Origin of the sequence: Streptomyces sp. NPDC057616 (genome assembly GCF_042800575.1) — a bacterium.
Classification (GTDB): Bacteria; Actinomycetota; Actinomycetes; order Streptomycetales; family Streptomycetaceae; genus Streptomyces.
The window spans coordinates 196,811-213,041 of record NZ_JBHVGU010000012.1 but is presented as its reverse complement, the minus strand read 5'-3'; the positions used below and the strand labels follow the sequence as shown (position 1 = coordinate 213,041).

Genomic DNA, 16,231 nt, shown 5'->3' with positions numbered 1-16,231 from the left:
GCCCGTCAACCGGTTTTCGTACAGGCACGCCCGTTGAGCGTGAAGGCGTAGGGCGGTGAGTTCGTGCCCTGCCAGGACGCCAGGAAGCCGAAGGTGAGGGTGCCGTTCGCGGCGACCGAGCTGTTGTAGTCGGCGTTGGACGCGGTGACGCGGGAGCCCGTCTGGGCGACGCTCGCGTCCCACATCTGGCCGACCTGCTGGCCGTCGCGGAAGGACCAGGCGACCTGCCAGCCGTCGAGCGCACCGGCGGTGGTGACGGAGACGGTGGCCTGGAAGCCGTCGGGCCACTGGCTGTCGAGGTGGTACGTGACCTCGCAGGAGGCCGGTTCGCTCGTGTCGGGCACCGGCTTGCTCGCGGCCGTGGACGAGGTGGTGCCCTGCGGCTCCGGGTCCGGGTTCTTCGCCTTGCCGCGGGTCCTGGTCGCGGTCGGGGTGGGCGTCGGGGAGGCGGCGGGCGAGGTCGTGAGGGCGGGCAGGGACGGCGCGGGGGCCGCCACCGGCGAGCTGTCGGCCGGGGTGTCGCCGCCCGCGGCGCCCTCGTCACCGGAGCCGAACGGCATCAGCGACACCGCCAGCGCGAGCAGCGACACCACGACGGCGGTGGCGAGCAGGCCACCGCGCAGCACCCGTGCGCGGTTCGTGCCGTTCTTCGGCTCGCGGCCCTCGGCGTCGGCCCGTTCGGGGCGTCCGGCGCCCAGGCGCACCTCGGCAGCGCGGCGCCGGCGCTCCAGGTAGGCGAGGCCGCCCCAGCCGATGACGCCGCCGGCGAGGGCGGCGGGCAGCCCGCCGCCCTGCGGGCGCAGACAGGCGGCGGCCTCGGCGCAGTCCACGCAGGTGGCCAGGTGCCGCGAGAGGTCAGGCGGGACGTCGGCGGCCGGCGAGCGGGTGACCGCGTCGAGAAGGCGGGCGTAGCTGCGGCACTGCGCGTCCATCGGGGTGTCGAGGTGGGCGCGGTGGCAGCGGTCCCTGAACAGGCCTCGCACCTGGGCGAGTTCGTCGCCGACCAGGTCCGGGTCGAGGCCGAGCCGGCGGGCCACCACGGGCAGCGGCAGCGCCTCCACCTCGGCCAGCCACAGCAGCGCCGCGTCGGGCTCCTGGAGATCGCGCAGGGCCCGCAGCGCGAGCGGGCGGCGCAGTGGGAGTCCGGTGTAGCGCGCGGCCTTGTCGGAGTTGAGCCACAGCCGCAGGTCCGGGTCGAGGTCGGACCCCTGGCCGCCGGACTCCCAGGCCGTCGCCGTGGTGCGTACGGCGGTCAGCAGCAGCGGGATCACCGGCAGCCGGGGCCGGCGGCGGCCGCTGTCGCGGACCGCGGCGGCCCCGGACGCGCGGACCTCACGGATTCCGAGCGCGAACGCCTCGGTGGCCAGCTGCGTCGCCGCCGCAGCGCCGGCGGTGCACAGGTCCGCGTAGGAAAGCACCGCGTCCCAGCACTCGGAGAACAGCGCGGCCTCGGCGGCGTCCTTCGGGGTCGGCAGGTCGGGCATGGGTCTCCTGCATCCACAAGCGAGGTCAACTCACCATGACGGCAAAGGAGTTGGGGGGAACCTCGCGGCAGGGCAGGAGCCTTTCACGTTTCTCTCACAACTGACAAGCGCTGTGTTCAGTTGTCCTGACAGACCCCTGGGGAACCGGCCGCGCGGCGCAACTACAGCCTCATGTACGCAAGGAGACCACGCTTCGACTCACCGTGCCCAGGGATCACTCGAAGCTCTGGCTCACACCTGCGCCGTCTGCGCCGCCTCCTGCGCCGGGAGGCTGTCCATGAAGGAGCTGACGGAGAAGACGGCGCGGCCGGGTCCGGGCGGGCCGTAGCCGGGGGGCGAGGACAGGCCGAAGTCCTCCATCGTCTGGCGATAGGCCTGGAGCAGCCGGATGTGGTACTCCAGCGGCGCGCCCGCCGGATTGGCCTTGCCGAGCGGGGTGGTGGGCTCCGGGCACCAGGTGGTGAAGCGGGGCGTGATGCCGTGCGACATGAAGAAGCGCAGGCCCTCGGTGGTGGAGGCGATCGCCTCGTCGACCGTCTTGAACCCGAAGGGCTCGGCCATCTCCACGCCCGCCACGAAGTTGGGAATCACGTTGCGCGCGCCGAAGACGTCCGCCGAGTCCAGGATGCGCCGGTGCCACTCGTCCCGGCCGACGTACCGCTCCTTGCCCGGGCAGTACATCTTGAACAGATACTCGTCCCACACCTCGTAGTTGGGGTGGTAGATCTGCACGCCGTAGTCCTTGAACCGCTGCACGTCGTCCTTGGGCAGCGCCTGCGCGACGACCTTGCCGATCCAGCGGCCGGGGAAGCGCTCCTCGATGGCCTTGGCGTAGTGGCCGTAGAAGTCGGCCTCGTCGCGTCCCGAGACCGTCTTGGTGATCGCGCCGCCGGTGAGCGTGTAGGCGGTGGACGCCTTGGCGGTGTCGTACCGGTCGATGATCTCCAGCGCCTCCAGGACCTCCTCCACGTCCTTGACGCCCGTGTACGGCCGCCCGGCCGCCTTGTGCTGGCGCCAGTTGTGGTTGATGTCGCAGTACTGGCACTCCTCCTTGGCGCCGAAGTACTGGCAGACGCGGAAGACGGTGAGGTAGATCAGGTAGCCCCACTGGATGGTCGGGGCGACCTCCATGACCGACTTCCCGTTGGAGAGGGTGTGCCGGTAGTACTCGGGCATGGGCGGCACGCCGACGTCCGAGATGCGCTTCCCGTCGAGGTAGAGGCCGAGCACGCCGTGCTCGTCGGCGGCGACCCGGTACGGCGAGGCCGGGTTCACGCGCACCGAGACGACGGTGCGGCGCAGGTCGTAGGGGCCGCCGGTGAGGATGATCTCCTCCGGCGGACGCCGCAGAGCGGCCTCGCCGAGTTCCGGCAGGGTGCCGTGGTCGAAGGAGAAGATGAAGTAGGACTTCGGCTTGACCTCGCCGGACTCGTTGTCGCTCAGCGCGGACGGGTCGAAGGCCACGCCTCCTCGCAGCAGGTCCTCTTTGAAGACGGCTTCCCGCGGCACGTGCGGGAAGCGCTCCATCAGATCCTCGACCAGTGCGGTACGGCTGCCCATCCCCACTCTCCTCCCGGTTCGGACGTTCGACTCCTCACGGTATGCCTTCGCCCGCGCGTCAGCCGTGCCGGGTCCCCCCACGGTGCGCGATGTGTCCTGGTACGGGGGTGCCCGGCGGCAGCGCCGGGTCGGCGACGGGAGCGCCCCAGAGCGAGGTCAGGGGCAGGGTGCCGGCCCACAGGCCGAGCTCCGCGTCCGGGCCGTCGCCGTCGTCGGGCGGCCCGGTGCGGATCTTGACGGAGGCCTCCTCCAGGGAGAGGGCGAGCAGGGTGGTGGCCGCGAGCTCCTTGCGGTTCGGGCGGCGGGCGTAGGACCACTGCCCGGGCGCCGCGTGCTCGGTGAGACGTCGCAGGCCCTCCAGCTTCTCCTCCGGGTCGGTCACCGCGCGGGCCTCACCGTGGATCATCGCGCTGCGGTAGTTCACGCCGTGCTCGAAGACCGAGCGGGCGAGGACCAGGCCGTCGACGTGTGTGACGGTGACGCAGACCGGCGTACCGCCGGCGAGGCTGCGGCTGGCCACGGACCCGTGGACGTAGAGCTGCCGCTCGTCCCGTCCGTAGACCGTCGGGACGACGAGCGGCCGCCCCTCGACCACCACACCGAGGTGGCAGACGAATCCGGCGTCGAGGATCGCCTCCAGGTCGGCCCGGTCGAGACTGCCCTGCTCGCGCAGGCGGCGATGACGAGTGAGGCCGGTCTGCGGGAGGGCCGGGGGCAACGGTTCGGGAGCCATGGTCCGTACGCTACTGATATCGCATCGAGATGGCTACGGGGATTCGATATCACCCATCACTTGAGGCTTGAGCTACGAAATCCGTAGCTCAAGCCTCTCTTTCCAGCATCCGCGGGTCCACCGCGTACGCCAGTCCCTCACCCCTGACGAACCGGTCCGCCTCCTGAGCCACCACGCCGCCCAGGCGCGCGACCTCGTTGCCCTGGGAGCCGGCGAGGTGCGGGGTGAGGAAGGCGTTCGGGAGGTCGTAGAGGGGTGAGTCGGGCGGCAGCGGCTCGGGGTCGGTGACGTCGAGGATCGCGGCGAGGCGCCCCGTGCGCAGTTCGGCGGTCAGCGCCTCGTGGTCGACCAGGGCGCCCCGCGCGGTGTTGATCAGGACCGCCCCGTCGGGCATCAGGGCCAGTTCGCGGCGGCCCATCAGGTGTCGTGTCTCCGGGGTCGAGGGGGCGTGCAGCGTCACGACGTCCGAGGTGCGCAGGAGGTCGTCCAGGGGCAGCAGCGGGACGCCGAGCGCGGCGGCCTGCGCCTCGTCCACGTACGGGTCGGTCAGGCTCGGGCGCAGGTCGAAGGGGCGGAGCAGGTCCAGCAGGCGGCGGCCGATGCGGGAGGCGCCGACGACGCCCACCCGGCGGCCGTGGTTGCCGATGCCGGGGACGACCTCCCAGCCGGGGAACGCGCGCCCGGTGCGCAGCCGGTCACGGGCGCCGAGGGCGTCCTTGCCGGCCAGCAGGATCATGGCGAGGGTGTACTCGGCGACCGGGATCGCGTTGGCGGCGGCCGCCGAGGAGACCGCGATGCCGCGCCGCCACACCTCGGGCGTGGTGAAGCCCTTGACCGACCCGGCCGAGTGCAGGATCGCGCGCAGCTTGGGCGCCGCGTCGAGGGCGGCCGCGTCCAGCCGGGGGCAGCCCCAGCCGGTGATCAGGATCTCGGTGCGGGCCAGCGCGTCGCGGGCCGCGGGACCGGTGACGTCCTGGACCACCAGTGCGGGGTCGACGTCCACGGACTCGCGCAGCCGCGCCAGCACCTGGGGCGGGAAGACCTGCGGAACGTTCTCGGCGGTCATGGCGAACAGCGCCTGGGGACGCTCGGGCAACGACGTGACCCTCCAGCCGGGCGGCGCGCACGCCGGGGCACGAGGCCGGGGGCACGGAAACCGCGTGGAAAACGCTCTCTAAAGTAGGCGGGTGCGGATGAGAGGGTCAACGCGCACACACTCCGCGGAGGGACGGCACGCATGACGGACACGGTCACCAACTGGGCCGGCAACATCACCTACACGGCCAAGGAGCTGCTGCGCCCGCACTCGCTCGACGCGCTCCGGACCCTGGTGGCCGCGAGCACGACGGTGCGCGTGCTCGGCAGCGGCCACTCCTTCAACGAGATCGCCGAGCCGGGCCCGCAGGGCGCGCTGGTCTCCATCGCCGGGCTGCCGCCGGTGCTCGACGTCGACACGGCCGCCCGTACGGTACGGGTCTCGGGCGGCGTCCGGTACGCGGAACTGGCCCGCGCGGTGCACGCGCACGGGCTCGCCCTCCCCAACATGGCGTCGCTGCCGCACATCTCCGTCGCCGGTTCGGTGGCCACCGGCACCCACGGCTCGGGCGTGGCCAACGGCTCGCTCGCCTCGGCCGTACGGGAGGTGGAGCTGGTCGTGGCGGACGGGTCGACGCTGCGGATCGCACGCGGCGACGACCGCTTCGACGGCGCCGTGACCTCGCTGGGCGCGCTGGGTGTCGTGACCGCCCTGATCCTCGACCTGGAGCCGGCCTACGAGGTCGAGCAGCACCTGTTCACCGAACTCCCCCTGGACGGAATGGACTTCGGGACGTTCGAGACGATCATGGCGTCGGCGTACAGCGTGAGCCTGTTCACCGACTGGCGGGCGCCGGGCTTCCGCCAGGTGTGGCGCAAGCGGCGTACCGACCAGCCGCTGCCGGACTTCCCGTGGGCCCCGCCCGCGACCGAGAAGCTGCACCCGGTGCCGGGCATGCCGGCGGTCAACTGCACCGAGCAGTTCGGCGTGCCCGGGCCCTGGCACGAGCGACTGCCGCATTTCCGGGCCGAGTTCGTGCCGAGCAGCGGTGCGGAGCTCCAGTCGGAGTACCTGCTGCCGCGGCCGCACGCGCTGGACGCGCTGCACGCCGTCGACGCGGTCCGGGCGACGCTCGCACCCGTCACGCAGACCTGCGAGGTGCGTGCCGTCGCCGCCGACACGCAGTGGCTGAGCCCGGCGTACGGGCGGGACACCGTGGCGCTGCACTTCACCTGGATCGAGGACACCGAGGCCGTGCTGCCGGTGGTGCGGCGGCTGGAGGAGGCGCTGGACGCCTTCGGCGCCCGCCCGCACTGGGGCAAGGTGTTCACCCTGCCGGCGCCGGCGGTGCGGGGTCTGTACCCGCGGCTGGACGACTTCCGGGCGCTGGCGCGGGCGCTGGACCCGGCGGGGAAGTTCAGCAACGCGTTCGTGCGGGACGTGCTCGACGGCTGACCTACGCCGCGCGTCCGGGCGCCGGCGCGCGTCCGGGCTCCGCGGCGCGTCCGGGCTCGTACGCGTCGGTTCTCCGCCACGCGTCGCGTGCCCGTCGCGCCCTCCGGGGCCCGGGGCCAGGACTTTTCCGGACCCCTTTCCTAACCCCTTGTCGAAAGTCCTCCGCAGGCCATAGCCTTGCGCCGCGCCGGAGGGGCCCGGCAGGGAGGGGACTTCGATGAAGCGCGGCACATCACGGGACATCCGCACCGCGAACCGCTACGAGGTGCTGCGCCAGATCATCGCCCAGTCTCCCACCTCACGGCAGGAGTTGGCGGCCGCCACCGGGCTGAGCCTGGCGACGGTCGCCACGCTCGTCGGCGAGCTGCTCGAGCTGCGGATGATCACCGAGGTCGGCTTCGAGGACTCGGCGGGCGGCCGCCCGCGCGGCCTGGTCGCCGTCAACGCCTCGGGCGGCGCGCTGATCGGCGTCGACATCGCGGAGACGTACGTCCATGTCGAGCTGTTCGACCTGGCGCTGAACGTGCTGGCCCGCGCCGAGGAGGACGTCCGCCCCGGCGAGAGCCTGCCCGAGCAGGTGGTCGGCCATGTCGCCGCCGCCGTCGGCTCGGTGGTGGCGCAGGCCGGAATCGAGGGCGCCCGGGTGCTCGGGGTCGGCGTGAGCGTCCCGGGCCAGGTCGACCGCGCCACCGGCTTCTCGGAGTACGCGCCCAACTGGAACTGGCACGACGTGCCGCTGCTGGACCTGCTGACCGAGCACATCGCCTACCCGCTGTACCTGGACAACCCGCTGCGCGCGTCCGCGGTCGCCGAGCTGTGGTTCGGGGCGGTGCGCGGGCGCGGGGACGCCGTGGTGGTCAACCTCGGCACCGGCGTGGGCGCCGGACTCGTCCTCGGCGGCGCCCTGCACCGGGGCGTCAGCAACAGCGCCGGCGAGTGGGGCCACACCACCATCGTCCTGGACGGCCGGCTGTGCCGGTGCGGCAAGAACGGCTGCGTGGAGGCCTACGTCGGCGCGTCCGGGATCATGCTGACCCTGCGGGAGCTGAGCCCCGACAGTCCGCTGCTGCACACCGAGGACCAGACGGCCACCGTCGACGCGCTGGCGCTGGGGCTGCGCACCGGCGACCCGGTGGCGCTCAAGGTGGTCCGCGACACCGTCAAGTACCTCGGCGCCGGCATCGCCGATCTGGTCAACCTGTTCAACCCCGAGGTGGTCGTGCTCAGCAGCTGGGTCGCGAGCGCCCTCGGCGACCCGCTGATCGCCGAGGTGCGCGAGGCGGTCGCCCGGCACGCGCTGCCGCGGCCGATGGCGGCCACCGAGATCGTCCTCTCCCCCATCCCCACCGACCCGGTCTGCCTGGGCGCGGCGACGTTCGCGCTGGAAGGGGCGCTGCAGACGCGCCCCGGGCAGACGGCACAGCCCGCGAAGAACCGCACCACCCCCGCAAGGAGCCGTACCGCACCACCTTCATGACGACGGCGGGGATGCACGTGACCCACCGCAGAAAACCGTTCCTGCCGACGGCCGCTGCCGCGCTCGCCCTCGCGGCACCCCCGACCTCCGCCCCGCCCGTCTCGGCCGCCCCCCGCGGCGGCCGAGGTCTCCCCGCACGCCGCCCAGACCATCGACGACATCGGCGCGTCCGGCGCCTGGTGGGTCGACGACCTGCAGCACTTCCGGCCCGAAGTGCAGGCCCGGGTGGCCCGGTTGCTCTTCTCGAGGCAGGGCCTCGACCTCTCGCGTACCGCTACACCATCGGCGGTGGCGGTGCCGCGGTCACCACGCCCGCCCGCGCAGCCGAGGACTTCCCGGCGCCCGACGGCTCCCACGACACGTCTTCGACCGGAAGGGCCACGGCAGTTCGGAGGGCGGCCTCAGGGGCGCCAACGGGTACCTGACGGACGGGAGTTCAGGCCTGACGACGACTTGCGGACTTCAGCTGGAGCAGGCAGAGAAGCCGTAGCACCTCCGTACCATCCGTTCGGCATCCCGAACCGTGTACAACGCTTCGCGCAGACTTCGTCCAACCCCTTGCCGAAGGCTTAGCAGAAGAATAACGTCCCCGCACCGCACCGCATTTCGAGCCACGTCGCGCTGAAGCCGTGGAGCCGCAGCCGCACACGAGACAAGGACGTCAGCATGTCGGCAATGAGCAACAGCACCTGGTCCCGCCGATCCCTCTTCCGCGCCGCCGCGGGCATGGCGGCCGCCGGCACGCTCGCCGCGTGCGGCAGCAACAACGGCCGCGGGGGCGGCTCCGGTTCGGGCAAGCAGCTCGTCCAGTACTTCCACGCCTACGGCGAGGCCGGCACCGAGCAGGCCATCAAGCGGTACGCGGCCGCGTACCAGGACGCGCACGTGAGCACCAACTGGATCACGGGCAACAACTTCGAGGCCAAGCTCTTCTCGGCGCTGCTCACCAAGCAGGCGCCGGACGTCTTCGAGTTCCACCCGCAGCTGCAGATGGTCAAGAGCGGCCAGGTGGCCGACCTGAGCGACATCATCGACCCGGTCAAGGACGACTTCAACCAGAACGACATCACGTCGCACACGGTCGACGGGAAGATCTACGGCGTCCGGATGATCGACGACCCGCAGTTCTTCTACTACCGCAAGTCGATGCTGGAGAAGGCCAAGGTCGGTGTGCCGACCACCATGGACGAGCTGCTGGAGGCCGCCGCCAAGCTCACCACCGACAAGGTCAAGGGCGTCTACCTCGGCAACGACTTCACCGCCGTCCAGTCCAACGTGATCTGGTCGGCCGGCGCCGACACCCTCGACGCGAGCAACAAGATCGCGTACCACACGGACGGGGTCGTCCAGGGCCTCAAGCAGCTGCGCCAGTTGTTCACCAGCGGCCATGTGCTCCTCGACGCGCCGACCGACTTCTGGGACCCGTCCTCGCTCGACCAGGGCCTGTGCGCCATCCAGTGGGGCGGCATGTGGTCCATGCCGGCGATGCAGAAAGCGCTCGGCGACGACCTGGGCATCTTCCCGTTCCCGAAGATCGGCGGCAGCGGCAAGCAGTCGGTCTACAACGGCGGTTGGTCGATGTTCGTCAACGCCAAGGGCAAGAACGTCGACGCGGCCAAGGAATACGTGAAGTGGCTGTGGATCGAGCAGAAGAAGTACCAGGAGGACTGGTCGCTGTCCTACGGCTTCCACATCCCGCCGCGCACCTCGATCGCGGGCGGCGCCACCAAGCTCAAGTCGGGCCTGCCGGCCGAGGGCGTCAAGCTCTTCAACGACTTCGGCCACTTCGACAACATCGGCTGGGACCAGACCATGATCACGGCGTTCAACGACGTGATCGCCTCCTGCGTCCGCAAGGGCGGCGACCCGGAGTCCGCGCTCGACACCTGCGACAAGAAGGTCGACGTCGAGCTGAAGAAGCTGTTCGGATAGGCCGGCGGAGAGACCACGTCATGTCGACCACCACCACGCGCGGGGTCGCCGGGCCCGCCTCGGCCGAGGCCCCCGCGGCCCGGCCGCGGCGGGGCCTGCGGGCCAATGCCACCCTGAACTTCTGGCTCTTCACCGGGCCGTTCCTGATCGGCCTGGTGATCTTCGTCTTCGTGCCGATCGGCTGGAGCGTCTGGCTCAGCTTCTTCGACGCCCGGTACACCGTCACGCCGAGCCGCTTCGTCGGCCTCGACAACTACCGGCAGATCCTGACCAACAGCAACTTCCCCGGCTCGCTGCTGACGTTCACCGTCTTCGCGGCCTTCATCGTGCCGACGACATGGGCGCTGTCGCTGGGGCTGGCGCTGCTGGTGAACCGGCTGCGGTTCATGCGGGCGTTCTTCCGGTCGGTGTTCTTCCTGCCGACCGCCGTCTCCTACGTCGCCGCCGCGCTGATCTGGAAGATGTCCATCTTCAGCGGCGTCCGCTTCGGCCTGGCGAACACCGTCCTCGGCTGGTTCGGCGTCGACAACATCGCCTGGCTCGCCAACCCCAGCCCGCCCTGGTACTGGCTGGTCATCGTCACCCTGCGGCTGTGGATCCAGTCGGGCTTCTACATGATCCTGTTCCTGGCCGCGCTGCAGAACATCCCGCCGGAGCTGTACGAGGCCGCCGCCATCGACGGCGCCAAGTCGGGCTGGCAGACCTTCCGCCACATCACGCTGCCGCAGCTGCGGGCCACCTCCACCGCGGTGATCCTGCTGCTGCTCATCGCCGCGTACCAGGCGTTCGACGAGTTCTTCAACATCATCACGACCAAGGCGACCTGGGCCCAGACACCGCTCATGGAGCTCTACAAGGCGGCCCTCGGCACCAACCAGGACTACGGCGCCGGCAGTGCGGGCGCGGTCGTCCTGTCGCTGCTGATCTGCCTCGTCACCTTGTTCCAGGGCAAGCTCTTGGGCTTCGGACGAGGGGAGGACTCCCAGTGACCAGCACCGCACCGCGGATCCGCACACAGGGCCGCGGGAAGCGCGGCGGCGTCCTCGGCAACACCGGCCTGTACCTCGCCGTCGTCGTCGCCGCCCTGCTGTTCCTGATCCCCTTCTACCTGATCGTCCGCAACTCCCTGTCCACCGACCCGGAGATCACGGGCGAGACCTGGAAGTGGCTTCCGTCCTTCCAATGGGGCAACATCTCCGAGCTGTTCGACGACACGACGGTCCAGTACGGCCGCTCGCTGTGGAACTCCACGGTGGTCGCCCTGCTGACCACCGTGGGCACCCTCCTGGTGTGCTCCCTGGCCGGGTACGGCCTGGCCCGCATCCCGTACCGGCACGCCAACAAGGTCTTCTACGCCGTCCTCGCCACCCTGATGGTCCCGACGGCCGTGACGTTCGTGCCGAGCTTCGTGCTGGTCTCCTCCCTCGGCTGGGTGGACACCTACCGCGGTCTGATCGTCCCGGGCCTGTTCAGTGGTTTCACCTGCTTCCTGTTCCGGCAGTACTTCCTGGGGTTCCCGAAGGAACTGGAGGAGGCGGCGCGCGTGGACGGGCTCGGCTACTGGGGGGCGTACTGGCGGATCGTCGTGCCCAACTCGCTGAACTTCTTCGCGGCGATCGCCACGATCACCTTCATCAGCGGCTGGAACGCCTTCCTGTGGCCGCTGGTCATCGGCCAGGACCCGAGCTCCTGGACCGTTCAGGTGGCGCTCTCCTCCTTCATGACCAACCAGACCGTCAACTTCCATCTGATCTTCATGGCCACCGCCATCTCCATCCTTCCCCTGGTGTTCGTGTTCCTCTTCCTCCAGCGCTGGCTGGTCCAGGGGATCGCGCAGACCGGCATCAAGGGCTGACCCTCCTTCCACGACCTGGAGACCGATGTCTTTCCGCACCACGGCCATCGACTACGTCGAGGACGTCTCCCCCGGCAGCGGGGCTCTGCCGCCGCGCGCCTGGTACGCGTCCTCGGACGCGAAGTCCTTTTCACTCAACGGCAGTTGGCGGCTTCGGTGGTCACCGACCGCCGACGCAGAGGACGACTCGTTCGCCGAGCCGGGATTCGACGCCGGGGACTGGGCCGAGGTCACGGTCCCGGGTCACTGGGTGCTCCAGGGCGACGGCGCGTTCGGCCTGCCGATCTACACCAACCACCTCTACCCCTTTCCGGTGGACCCGCCGCGCGTCCCGACGGAGAACCCGACCGGCGACCACCTGCGCGTCTTCGACCTGCCCGCGGACTGGCCGGACCTGTCCGAGGGCGGTGCGGTGATCCGCTTCGACGGCGTGGAGTCCTGCGCCCGCGTCTGGCTCAACGGCACGGACATCGGCGAGTTCAAGGGCTCCCGGCTGCCGCACGAGTTCGCGGTCGGGCATCTGCTGAAGCCGAGCGGCAACGTGCTGGCCGTCCGCGTGCACCAGTGGTCGGCCGGCTCGTACCTGGAGGACCAGGACCAGTGGTGGCTGCCCGGCATCTTCCGGGACGTGACGCTGCTGCACCGCCCGGCCGGCAGCGCGCTCGACTTCTTCGTGCACGCCTCCTACGACCACCGCACGGGCGAGGGCACCCTGCGCGTCGACTCCGACGTCGACGGGCGGGTGTCCGTGCCCGCGCTGGACATCGATGTCGAGACGGGTACCCCGGTGACCGTCCCCGTCGAGCCGTGGACCGCCGAGACGCCGAAGCTCTACGACGGCGTGCTCGTCACCGCGGGCGAACGCGTGCCGCTGCGCGTCGGCTTCCGGACGGTCGCCCTGGAGGACGGTCTCGTCAAGGTCAACGGCAGGCCGCTGCTCTTCAAGGGCGTCAACCGGCACGAGTGGCACCCGGACAAGGGCCGCGCCCTGGACCTGGAGACCATGCGCGAGGACGTGCTGCTGATGAAGCGGCACAACCTCAACGCCGTCCGCACCTCGCACTATCCGCCGCACCCGGCCTTCCTCGACCTGTGCGACGAGTACGGCCTGTGGGTGATCGACGAGTGCGATCTGGAGACCCACGGCTTCACCGAACAGGCCTGGCGGGACAACCCCGTCGACGACGACCGCTGGACCCCGGCCCTGCTCGACCGCGCCGCGCGCATGGTCGAGCGCGACAAGAACCATCCGTCGGTGGTCATCTGGTCGCTCGGCAACGAGGCCGGCACCGGACGCGGCCTGACCGCCATGGCCGAGTGGATCCACACACGCGACTCCGCACGCCTCGTGCACTACGAGGGCGACATCGACTGCCGTGACACGGACGTCTATTCACGTATGTACGCCGCCCACGCCGAGGTCGAGAGCATCGGCCGGAACCTCGACGGCGGGACGCACAGGCGGCGCCAACTCCCCTTCATCCTCTGCGAGTACGCCCACGCCATGGGCAACGGCCCGGGCGGCCTCGCCGACTACCAGCGGCTGTTCGAGGCCCACGACCGGCTCCAGGGCGGCTTCGTCTGGGAGTGGATCGACCACGGCATCACCCACCCGCGGCTGGGCTTCGCCTACGGCGGCGACTTCGGCGAGGAGCTGCACGACGGCAACTTCGTCTGCGACGGCCTGGTCTTCCCTGACCGCAGGCCCTCCCCCGGCCTGCTGGAGTTCAAGAAGGTCGTCGAGCCGGTCACCATCGCGTCCGACCATCCGGACGGCACCGTGCGGATCACCAACCGGCGCGACTTCGCCGACCTGTCCGACCTCGCCTTCGAGTGGTCGTACCAGGTGGACGGGGAGACGGCCGGGACGGGCACGCTGCCGGTCCCGGCGCTCGCACCCGGCGCCTCGGCCGACGTCAAGCTGCCGGAGCCGCCCGTGGAGACGCCGCGGGGTGCCGAGACCGGGTGGACGGTACGGGCGCTGCTCGCGGCGGACACCGCCTGGGCGCCCCGGGGGCACGAAATCGCGTGGGGACAGGCCCCCGTCGCCGTACGGTCGTTGCCCGCGGTCGCCGCGACCGACGGACCGGTGCTCGGGGACCGGGTGATCACCCTTGGCCCGGCCTCCTTCGACGCCCGCACCGGTGCGCTGCGGACGATCGGCGGGGTCGGGGTGAGCGGGCTGCGCCTGGACGTGTGGCGCGCCACCACCGACAACGACGCGGGCGCCGCGTGGCAGTCCGACACCCGCTGGGCGACGGTCTGGCGCACGTACGGCCTGCACCGGATGCGGCACCGGCTCGACGCCGTGGAGCTCGGCGACGACGCGCTGACCGTGCGGACCCGGGTGGCGCCGGCCGCCTGGGAGTTCGGCCTGCGCACGGTGTACCGCTGGACGTCGGACGGCACCGCGCTGAAGCTGACCGTGTCCGTGGGGCCGGACGGCGAGTGGACGATGCCCCTGCCCCGGCTCGGCATCCGCCTCGGGCTGGCGCGGGCCGACGCCGTGCGGTGGTTCGGCGGCGGTCCCTGCGAGGGCTATCCGGACACCAAGTCGGCGTCCAGGCTGGGCCGCTGGGAGTCCACCGTGGACGGCCTGCAGACGCCGTACGTACGCCCGCAGGAGAACGGCGCGCGCGCCGACGTCCGCTGGGCGGAGATCGGCGGGCTGCGCGTCGAGGGCGACCCGGAGTTCTCCTTCAGCGCCCGGCGCTGGACGACGGAGCAGCTGGACGCGGCCACCCATCTCACCGACCTCACGCCGGGCGACACGGTCTGGGTCCATCTCGACCACGGCCTGCACGGCATCGGCTCGGGCTCCTGCGGCCCGGGCGTGCTGCCGCAGTACCGGCTGACCGCCGAACCGGCCGAGTTCTCCTTCGTGTTCACGGAGATCGGCTGAGCGTCACGGGCAGCGGGTCACGCGGGGCGCCCTGAGCGCCGTACCGGCGTGAACAGGGCCGCGACCGCGACCAGGACGCAGCAGCCGCCCGCCACCAGGCTCACCGCCGCCGTCCCCCGATGCTCCGCCGACCAGGTCAGAACGGCGGCGCCGAGGGGGGCGGCGGAGTACTGGAGGGTCCAGAAGGCGGAGGTGACGCGGCCGAGCAGGGGCTCGGGGGTGATCTCCTGGCGCAGGGACATGGAGCAGGTGCCGGCGATCCCGACGCAGGCCAGGAAGGCCGCGCTCAGCGCCGCCACGAGAGGGACGCCGTGCACCTGGCCGAGGCCCGCGAAGGCGAGTCCGCACACGGCGACGGCGCCCGTCCAGGTGCGTCCGAAGCCGAGCCGGCGGCGGATGCGGGCGACCAGCAGGGAGCCGGCGATGGTGCCGAGCGCGCCGCACGCCATGACGGTGCCGACCGTGCCGTCGTCGTGGCCGAGGTCGTGCTTGAGGTGGTAGATGACCAGGTCGGTCAGGCCGAGCGTGAGGAAGCTGAAGGCGCACAGGAGGGCGGTGAGGGAGCGCAGGACCGGGTGGCCGCGCAGGAAGGAGACGCCCGCGCGCAGGTCACGCCACAGCCCGGCGCCGCGCGCCGCGCGGTCGTCGGCGGGGCGGGCGCGGAAGCGCACGAGCAGCATGCAGGCCGCCGACACCCCGAAGCTGGCCGCGTCGACGCCGACCGCGGCGGCCGGCCCGGTCCATCCCGCGACGACTCCCGCGCCCAGCGGTCCCAGCACCCCGGCCGCCGCGGCCGTCGCGTTCAGCCGGCCGTTGGCCTCGGTCAGCCGCTCGCCACCGACCAGACTGCGTACGACGGTCACATAGCCGACCGCGAAGAGCATCCCGACGGCCTCGCACAGCGGCAGCACGACGTACAGCAGCCAGATCCGCGGCCCGAACAGCCAGACCACCGGGACGACGCCGTACAGCACCATCCGCACGAGATCGCAGGCGATGAGCAGCCGCCGGCGGTCGGCCCGGTCCACCAGCGCCCCGGCGAACACCGCCGCACCCACGGCGGCCACCGACCCGGCGGCCGTCAGCAGCCCCATCCTGGCGACCGATCCGGTGGCCTCGAGCACCAGCAGGGGCAGAGCGATCAGAGCGAACGAGTCACCGAGCACGGAAAGCGTCTGCGCGACCCAGAAGACCCCGAAGTCCTTGTTCCGCCCCAGGGATTGCCCGGCGACGGACGCACCGTCGAGCGACCGTCCACCGGGTTCACCGCCGTCCGTACGCGCCTCACTCGTCACGCGTCCCCCCACTCCCCCTCGCCGGCTCCGGCAACCCTATGTCCGCGCCGCATGTCCTCCGTCCCTGCCACGGCGGGCACCTGACCGAGCGAGCGCACCGCCGGAGACCGTCCGAAATCACCGCCGCCTGCGGCGAGTTGAGGCCGACGTCGAAGAGCATCACGCCGAGTCCGCCCAGGAACTCGGCCGAAGCTGTGAACTCGTCCCGCCCTGTTCTCCCAACTGCCCTGTCCGGTCACACTGGTTGACACCGAACATGAGCAACGTTCAGGTTACCGACGCTCGTTCCTCCCCCCTTCCCCACTCCCTCCGAGCGGAGACACCCCCACCATGAGACGACTCATCGGCACCCTCGCGGCCGTCGCGCTCACCCTCACGGGCCTGACGGCGACCGGCACGGGGTCCCCCCCCCCCCACCCCAAGGAGGGGCCCCCCCCCCCCCTCCCCCCCCCCCCCCCCCTCCCCCCCCCCCCCCCCCCCAACCCCCCCCCCCCCCCCCCAC

11 protein-coding genes are annotated in these 16,231 nt (G+C 71.5%); 6 read left to right on the top strand and 5 right to left on the bottom strand.

The window, feature by feature from the left end:
- Positions 1-5: 5 nt before the first annotated feature.
- The 4 genes from ACFU97_RS17585 to ACFU97_RS17570 all read right to left on the bottom strand — a co-directional run bounded on the left by ACFU97_RS17585 (position 6) and on the right by ACFU97_RS17570 (position 4,873).
- The gene (locus ACFU97_RS17585) at positions 6-1,484 is read right to left on the bottom strand and encodes a cellulose binding domain-containing protein (RefSeq protein ID WP_384256963.1); all 1,479 of its coding nucleotides are present in this window, start codon (positions 1,482-1,484) and stop codon (positions 6-8) included.
- Between the two features lie 231 nt (positions 1,485-1,715).
- Positions 1,716-3,044 (bottom strand): radical SAM protein, encoded by a 1,329-nt coding sequence (locus ACFU97_RS17580; RefSeq protein ID WP_384256961.1) that lies wholly within the window; start codon positions 3,042-3,044, stop codon positions 1,716-1,718.
- 58 nt (positions 3,045-3,102) lie between these two features.
- The gene (locus tag ACFU97_RS17575; RefSeq protein WP_384256958.1) at positions 3,103-3,777 is read right to left on the bottom strand and encodes a pyridoxamine 5'-phosphate oxidase family protein; all 675 of its coding nucleotides are present in this window, start codon (positions 3,775-3,777) and stop codon (positions 3,103-3,105) included.
- Between the two features lie 88 nt (positions 3,778-3,865).
- Positions 3,866-4,873, bottom strand: a complete 1,008-nt coding sequence (locus ACFU97_RS17570) for a hydroxyacid dehydrogenase (RefSeq protein WP_384256956.1) — start codon at positions 4,871-4,873, stop codon at positions 3,866-3,868.
- 141 nt (positions 4,874-5,014) lie between these two features.
- Between ACFU97_RS17570 and ACFU97_RS17565 the strand changes: the two genes are divergently transcribed.
- The 6 genes from ACFU97_RS17565 to ACFU97_RS17540 all read left to right on the top strand — a co-directional run bounded on the left by ACFU97_RS17565 (position 5,015) and on the right by ACFU97_RS17540 (position 14,434).
- Positions 5,015-6,268, top strand: a complete 1,254-nt coding sequence (locus ACFU97_RS17565; RefSeq protein ID WP_384256953.1) for a D-arabinono-1,4-lactone oxidase — start codon at positions 5,015-5,017, stop codon at positions 6,266-6,268.
- A gap of 217 nt (positions 6,269-6,485) precedes the next feature.
- Positions 6,486-7,745, top strand: a complete 1,260-nt coding sequence (locus ACFU97_RS17560) for an ROK family transcriptional regulator (protein WP_384256951.1) — start codon at positions 6,486-6,488, stop codon at positions 7,743-7,745.
- Between the two features lie 666 nt (positions 7,746-8,411).
- Entirely contained in the window at positions 8,412-9,677 is a 1,266-nt protein-coding gene (locus ACFU97_RS17555; protein ID WP_384256949.1) for an ABC transporter substrate-binding protein, read from the top strand.
- Between the two features lie 20 nt (positions 9,678-9,697).
- Positions 9,698-10,666: a carbohydrate ABC transporter permease gene (locus ACFU97_RS17550; RefSeq protein ID WP_384256947.1), complete on the top strand. Its 969-nt coding sequence runs from the start codon at positions 9,698-9,700 to the stop codon at positions 10,664-10,666.
- On the top strand, positions 10,663-11,532 hold the full coding sequence (locus tag ACFU97_RS17545) for a carbohydrate ABC transporter permease (protein ID WP_384256945.1): 870 nt from the start codon (positions 10,663-10,665) through the stop codon (positions 11,530-11,532). Before ACFU97_RS17550 ends, ACFU97_RS17545 begins: the two co-directional genes overlap by 4 nt.
- Positions 11,533-11,557: 25 nt before the next feature.
- The gene (locus ACFU97_RS17540) at positions 11,558-14,434 is read left to right on the top strand and encodes a glycoside hydrolase family 2 TIM barrel-domain containing protein (protein ID WP_384256942.1); all 2,877 of its coding nucleotides are present in this window, start codon (positions 11,558-11,560) and stop codon (positions 14,432-14,434) included.
- 17 nt (positions 14,435-14,451) lie between these two features.
- On the opposite strand, the gene ACFU97_RS17535 is transcribed toward ACFU97_RS17540, so the two are convergent.
- Positions 14,452-15,729, bottom strand: coding sequence for an MFS transporter (locus ACFU97_RS17535; RefSeq protein ID WP_384256940.1), 1,278 nt, complete (start codon positions 15,727-15,729; stop codon positions 14,452-14,454).
- Positions 15,730-16,231: the final 502 nt, after the last annotated feature.